The sequence below is a fragment of the Actinomycetota bacterium genome, from assembly GCA_036280995.1.
Taxonomy (GTDB): domain Bacteria; phylum Actinomycetota; class CALGFH01; order CALGFH01; family CALGFH01; genus CALGFH01.
In genome coordinates, this window is record DASUPQ010000647.1 from 1 (window position 1) to 6,078 (window position 6,078).

The window sequence follows — 6,078 nt, forward strand, 5'->3', positions numbered from 1 at the left end:
TACCTGCGTTCGCTGTTCGGCACGTTCTGTGACGACCAAGACGAGGTCGAGGCCCGCTGCATGCTCTTTTTCTCGTTGTGGATCGGCAACCACTTCATCGCCGCCGATCACGGCGCGCGCAGCCGCGCTGAGGTGCTGAAGCTCGCCCTCAGGCGGCTCGAGGCCTGGTAGCGCGATTCGGCTGCTGCCTCGTCTGCTTCCGCAGACTCAGCCACTCATTGTGATTCGAGCTCTAAGCCTGACCGGGTCGTGGCCCCCTCCTTCGCCGAGTGGTGCGGCGTCGTCGACGTCGTGGTCGCCGCTGAGCTGGTCTTCAAGTTTGTAGCCACCTGCGGCGAAACCCGCTGACCGCCTCCGTAGGCTCACCTCGCAGCCCTTCACGCAAGCAACCGCCTGCCGTCCTTCTTCGCGGGTCAGCAAGTTGAGGAGATCAGCGCACACGCCAGATACACAACCCCTAGAGGAGGTCGGGCCGCCGCTCTGCAACCCGGTCGTTATACCGATACGGGGTAGGGCTATCGGCCCGGCATTGAGCGGCCGTCCAGCCCTGTCGAAACGCAGCGAAGACGCGCAGCCTGAATGTGAGCTTGCATCTCTCACATCGCCAGGAGGTTCGGATGAAGAGCTGGAAGCACACTCCGCTCTACGTCGGGTTGGCGGCAGGGCTTGTGATCGGGCTGCTGTTCGCCGGCGGCTCACTGGGTGCGCTGCTGCCGTGGGCGATTGTGTTGCTCTGCCCGGTGATGATGCTGCTCATGATGCGCGGCATGGGTCACCATGGGGCAGGGCAAGAGGAGAGGGATCACGAGGGCGAGCACTCTCTCCGCCAGCCAGGTAAGTAGGCGGTGGCCGCCTGAAGCGGGATCCGATGGCTGTCGAGGCGCTGCTGGCCGATCGTGCCACCGTCTAGTAACGACGACATAGCGTCGTAGCATCTTCCTCTGAGGAAAGTGCGTCCGCTTGGCCGTAGATACCCCTGGAGGGTATGATAGGCGGTGGATCGTTCCTGACTCGCTCGGTGGCTGGTCGAGCCCTCAGCTTAAGGCGAAGACCAGGTATGGAGCAGCACGGCTCCCGAAGGAGACTGCTATGGCGACGGAGACCCTCTCCGTTCCCGAGATCCACTGTGACCACTGCAAGACGTCCATCGAGGGGGCCTTGACGTCGATTGGCGGCGTTGAGGCTGCCACCGTCGACATCCCGGCCAGGACGGTCACGGTGACCTACGACAAGGCGTCGGTCGACCGTGGCGACCTGATCGCGGCCATCGAGCAGCAGGGCTACGAGATCCCGGCCCAGTAACGACGACAGGCAGGGCGACAGGCGAGAGGCAGACATGACCGACACCACCCGCGAACCCGCAGCGCCGACGGGCATGGGCCAGCTGGACTTTGAGGTCCAGGGCATGACCTGCGGTTCCTGTGCTGTCCGGGTCCAACGTGTGCTCGGTCGGCAGCCGGGCGTGGCCAGCGCCGAGGTGAACTTCGCAACCGGGAAGGCCCGGATCGCCCCTGCCGGCGCGGTCGACGTCGGCGACCTGCAGGCCGCGGTGGAGCGCATCGGCTACCACATCAGCCCGGTTGGTTCCGGCGGGAAGGCGGACGCCGAGGCGCAGGCTGAGGCCGCATGGCGCCGGCGGCTGGTCGTGGCGATCCCCCTGGCGTTGGCCCTGGTCGTCCTGGCCATGCTGCCCGGCGGGGCCATGGAGCAGCCCTGGGGCAGGCTGACAGCGCTGGCCCTGGCCACGCCGGTGCAGTTCTGGGTCGGCTGGCCGTTCCTGCGCGAGGCCACCCGGCGGGCCCGGCGGCGCACCGCCAACATGGACACCCTCATCGCCATGGGGACCCTGGCCGCCTACGGCTTCTCAGTGGCCCAGCTGCTCACCGGTGGGATGGAGCTGTACTTCGAGGCCGCCGCGGTCATCATCGCCTTCCTCGTCCTGGGCCGTTTCTTCGAGGCCCGGGCCAAGGGTCGGGCCGGCCAGGCCATCCGGGCCCTGCTCGAGCTCGAGGCAAAAGAGGCCAGGGTGCTCCGCGACGGCCAGGAAATCATGGTCCCGGTGGAGCAGGTGGCGGTCGGCGACCTGCTCAAGGTCCGCCCGGGCGAGAAGGTCCCGACCGACGGCGAGGTCGTCGCCGGGGCCAGCGCCGTGGACGAGTCCATGCTCACCGGCGAGTCCGTGCCGGTCGAGAAGGCGGAGGGCGACCCAGTGACGGGGGCCACGGTCAACACCAGCGGCGCCCTGACCGTGCGCGCGACCAGGGTCGGGGCCGAGACCGCCCTGGCCCAGATCGTCCGGCTCGTGGAGGACGCCCAGGCGTCCAAGGGTCACATCCAGCGGCTGGCCGACCGCGTGGCCGGGGTCTTCGTCCCGGCCGTCATCGCCATCGCCCTGGCCACCTTCGCCGCCTGGACCCTGCTGGCCGGCGACCCGCAGGCCGGCCTGGTCGCGGCCGTGGCCGTGCTGATCATCGCCTGCCCGTGCGCGCTCGGCCTGGCCACCCCAACGGCCATCATGGTCGGGACCGGCCGGGGGGCCGAGCTCGGCGTGCTCATCAAGGGGGTGGAGGTGCTGGAGCAGACCCGCCGCATCACCACCGTGGTCTTCGACAAGACCGGCACCCTGACCCGCGGGGAAATGACCCTCACTGACGCCGTCGCGGCGACCGGGCTGGACGAGGCCGAGCTGCTGCGCCGCGCCGGAGCGGTCGAGGCCGACAGCGAGCATCCCATCGGCCGCGCCATCGCCACCACAGCTCGCCAGCGGGACGGCGCGCTGCCCGAGGCCGGCGGGTTCCAGGCCCTGGCCGGCCGCGGCGCCCGGGCCGACATCGACGGCGCCACCGTCTGGGTCGGGCGCCCCAAGCTCATGGCCGACGCCGGCCTGCTCACACCTGCAGCCATGGACGACGCCGCCGAGCGGCTGGAGAGGGATGGGAAGACCGCCGTCTTCGCCGGCTGGGATGGCGAGGTCCGCGGCGTGCTGGCGGTCGCCGACACCCTCAAGGACGACGCGACCGACGTGGTCACTCGCCTGCACGGCATGGGCCTGGAGGTGGCCATGCTGACCGGCGACAACGCCCGCACCGCCCAGGCCATCGCCCAGCGGGTCGGCATCGACCGGGTCCTGGCCGAGGTGCTCCCCGAGGACAAGGTGGGCGAGGTGGCTCGTCTCCAGGGCGAGGGGCGGGTGGTCGCCATGGTGGGGGACGGCGTCAACGATGCGCCGGCCCTGGTCCAGGCCGACCTCGGCATCGCTATCGGCACCGGCACAGACGTCGCCATCGAGGCCAGCGACCTTACCCTGCTCCGCGGCGACCTGGCTGGTGTGGCCACCGCCATTGAATTGTCGCGGCGGACTTACCGGACGATCGTCCAGAACCTGGGCTGGGCCTTCGGCTACAACGTGGCCGCGATCCCCCTGGCCGCCCTCGGCCTGCTGAGCCCGATCGTGGCCGGGGCCGCCATGGCCCTGTCCAGCGTCAGTGTGGTCGGCAACTCGCTGCGGCTGCGTCGCTTCGGCCGCCGCGGGTCCTGACCAGCCGCGTCCTGAATCCCGCGTGCCTCCGGCGCCTGTTATTCGGACGAGGATCGGGATAGCCACACTGGAGACCTGATCCCACGCAGGGAGGTTGCGGGCATGAGCTATGCCAAGCGGATGCTGGACACCTACCCGCGCGACTTCAACCTCGACGCCGGCATCCTGGCCGCCACCATCGACGCCCTGTCGGACTGCGCCCAGGCCTGCACCGCCTGCGCCGACGACTGCCTGTCCGAGGAGATGGTGGCCGAGCTGACCAAGTGCATCCGCCTGAACCTGGACTGCGCCGATGTCTGCACGGCGACGCTGCAGGTGGTCAGCCGCCAGACCGACTACGACGCCAACGTGACCCGGTCCGTGCTCCAGGCATGCATCACGGTCTGCAAGAGCTGTGGGGACGAGTGCGAACGGCACGCCCAGATGCACGAGCACTGCCGGGTCTGCGCCGAGGCCTGCCGCCGCTGCGAGCAGGCCTGTAACGATTTGCTGGCGGCCATGAAGTAGTCAGTTTGGCTGAGCGTCCACGCCAGTGCGCGGTCAGGCGGCGGCCGTCGGGCGGACAGCGCCGATGTAGTCGTTGCGGATCATTGGCTGGATCCGGACCACGGCGCCGGTGTAGGGGGCGACGATCATGTTGCCGGCGCCGATGTACATGCCGACGTGGTAGATGGTGCTCGGATCGGACAGGTTCTTGGCGCCGAAGACAAGGTCGCCCGGTTGCAGGTCGCCTGGATCCAAGACCCTGGCGCCGGCGTACCACTGCTCGCGGGAGGTGCGCGGGAGCTGGACCCCTGCCTCCTTGTAGGCGCGTTGCATCAGCCCTGAGCAGTCGTAGAAGCTGTCGCCCTCGGCACCCCAGACGTACGGTTTGCCGAGCTGGGTGTAGGCGAATTGGATGGCGATCGCCGCAACATCGTGGTTCGGCGGCAGTGCTGGGCCGCCACCCAACGAAGTCGGTGTGGCCGCCTCGTAGGTGGACGCAATCGTCAGCACCTTGGTCACATACCAGTTGGCGTGGTTGTAGGCGAAGACGGCTCGCGACAGGTCGCCGCCTCTGCCGCCGCCGTTGCGGCACAGGTAGGACGCGGCGGTGAAGACGGCGTCGGCCGGGTTGTAGACGTTGCTGATCCCGTCGCCGTCTCCATCCACCGCATAGGCGCCGAAGGTGTTGCCGGCCTTGCCCCCGATCCCGATCTGCATGGGCCCGGCGGCGCCGGCGAAGTTGGCGCCCGAGGTGACCCCCGGTGCCTGCAGCCGGCCGTGGTTCGTCTCGACCTTGCCGATGGCGGCCAGGACCGACCAGGGCAGCCCAGGGCAGGTGTCGGCCGCCGATCGATAGAGGGCCAGGTAGTCCGGAGGTATCTCCTGCTGGGCGGTCGGGCTGGCGGTGCTGCCGCCGAGGATGCCGACCGACGCCATCATCACCAGGCCTATGAGGAACGTCATGCACACGGCAAGACCGACGAGCAGTTTCGTCATGGCAGCCGCTGCATGGCCGGTGTCAGCTCTGGGAGCGGCCAGGACCACGGGGGTGTCGAGGGCCTGTCCATACCGATCAGCCTACGACGCAGCGTCGTAGGTGACAATCCTCGGGGGCGTCGGACTCGTCCGTGGTTGGCGGTCCATTGGCCACCGAGACGCCTGAGTGTCAGAGCCGCCTGATGGAACCAGCCGGCAGGTCAGTGAGGCGGGCACAGGTCGATCAGCAGTCCAAGGAAGGAGACGTGCTCGAGGATGTGGTCCAGGGCCACCGCCGAGGCGAGCAGGAGCAGCCCCGCCGGCAGGTACACCAGCAGCCGTCGCCCGACCGCCAGGCCCCGGGTCGGCGCGGACCGCAGCGCCTCGAGCCGCTCAGCCACTGTCTCCGGGGCTGTGAACGCGGCGATGTCCGGCATGGCGGCCAGCTCGGCAACTCGCAGCAGTGCGGCATGGACGTTGGCTCGGTCCGACGAGCCAGGTCCTGCCGCCGCTTCGTCCGCCCACCGCTCGACGGCACAGCGCAGCGCGGTCACTCCTCGGCGGACCATGGGCACCAGCCCCAGACTGCGCTCCGCAACGCGCGCGAGCAGCAGGTAGCGCTGGTGACGATGCTGAACGTGGGCGACCTCGTGGCGGACCACGGCGGCCAGCTCGTCCTCGGACAGGGCGGTGATGAGGCCCCGGGACATCACCACCTGCCCAGGGCGACCGGCGGTGCTGAACGCAACCAGCTCCTCGCTGGGCAGCACGACCAACCGGTGGCCACCGAGCGTGCTGTGCCAACCGATCTCCTGCTCAACCCTGGCCGTACGGTGCCGGCGGCGAACTCCCAGCGCCGCGCGGCCGGCCAGGAGCGCGATGACCGCAGCGGCAACCGCCGCAGCGATGCCGACCGGCGCCCCGCCCGGGGCGACGTGCTCGCACATGTCGGCGATGTCCTCCAGACCCACGGTCCGGAGCATGGTTGGAGCGGCCTGGAGGGCCAGGCTTGCTTCGACGACGATGGCCCCGGCCGCGAGCAGCCCGGCGCAGACTCTGGTCCACTCGGCCGGCGGGAG

General features: G+C 69.5%; 6 protein-coding genes. 4 read left to right on the forward strand and 2 right to left on the reverse strand.

Annotation, left to right across the window (positions count from 1 at the left end):
- The first annotated feature begins 617 nt into the window (after positions 1-617).
- From VF468_22085 to VF468_22100, 4 genes are all read left to right on the forward strand, one after another.
- Positions 618-842: a DUF2933 domain-containing protein gene (locus tag VF468_22085; GenBank protein ID HEX5880980.1), complete on the forward strand. Its 225-nt coding sequence runs from the start codon at positions 618-620 to the stop codon at positions 840-842.
- Between the two features lie 247 nt (positions 843-1,089).
- Positions 1,090-1,302, forward strand: a complete 213-nt coding sequence (locus VF468_22090; protein HEX5880981.1) for a heavy-metal-associated domain-containing protein — start codon at positions 1,090-1,092, stop codon at positions 1,300-1,302.
- Positions 1,303-1,336: 34 nt separating this feature from the next.
- A complete protein-coding gene (locus VF468_22095) occupies positions 1,337-3,538 on the forward strand; it encodes a heavy metal translocating P-type ATPase (protein ID HEX5880982.1) in 2,202 nt (733 codons plus the stop codon).
- A 102-nt stretch (positions 3,539-3,640) separates the two neighbouring features.
- Positions 3,641-4,045, forward strand: a complete 405-nt coding sequence (locus VF468_22100; GenBank protein ID HEX5880983.1) for a four-helix bundle copper-binding protein — start codon at positions 3,641-3,643, stop codon at positions 4,043-4,045.
- A 33-nt stretch (positions 4,046-4,078) separates the two neighbouring features.
- On the opposite strand, the gene VF468_22105 is transcribed toward VF468_22100, so the two are convergent.
- Positions 4,079-4,987 carry a bifunctional lytic transglycosylase/C40 family peptidase gene (locus tag VF468_22105; GenBank protein ID HEX5880984.1) on the reverse strand — a complete coding sequence of 303 codons (909 nt, stop codon included), beginning with the start codon at positions 4,985-4,987 and terminating at the stop codon, positions 4,079-4,081.
- Between the two features lie 233 nt (positions 4,988-5,220).
- Positions 5,221-6,078, reverse strand: an 858-nt coding sequence (locus tag VF468_22110) for a M56 family metallopeptidase (GenBank protein HEX5880985.1), incomplete at its 5' end; no start/stop codon positions are given.

Bases quoted from the DNA above. Each gene is read 5' to 3' on its own strand.
- VF468_22085 (HEX5880980.1), top strand. From the start codon at position 618: ATGAAGAGCTGGAAGCACACTCCGCTCTACGTCGGGTTGGCGGCAGGG.
- VF468_22090 (HEX5880981.1), top strand. From the start codon at position 1,090: ATGGCGACGGAGACCCTCTCCGTTCCCGAGATCCACTGTGACCACTGC.
- VF468_22095 (HEX5880982.1), top strand. From the start codon at position 1,337: ATGACCGACACCACCCGCGAACCCGCAGCGCCGACGGGCATGGGCCAG.
- VF468_22100 (HEX5880983.1), top strand. From the start codon at position 3,641: ATGAGCTATGCCAAGCGGATGCTGGACACCTACCCGCGCGACTTCAAC.
- VF468_22105 (HEX5880984.1), bottom strand. From the start codon at position 4,987: ATGACGTTCCTCATAGGCCTGGTGATGATGGCGTCGGTCGGCATCCTC.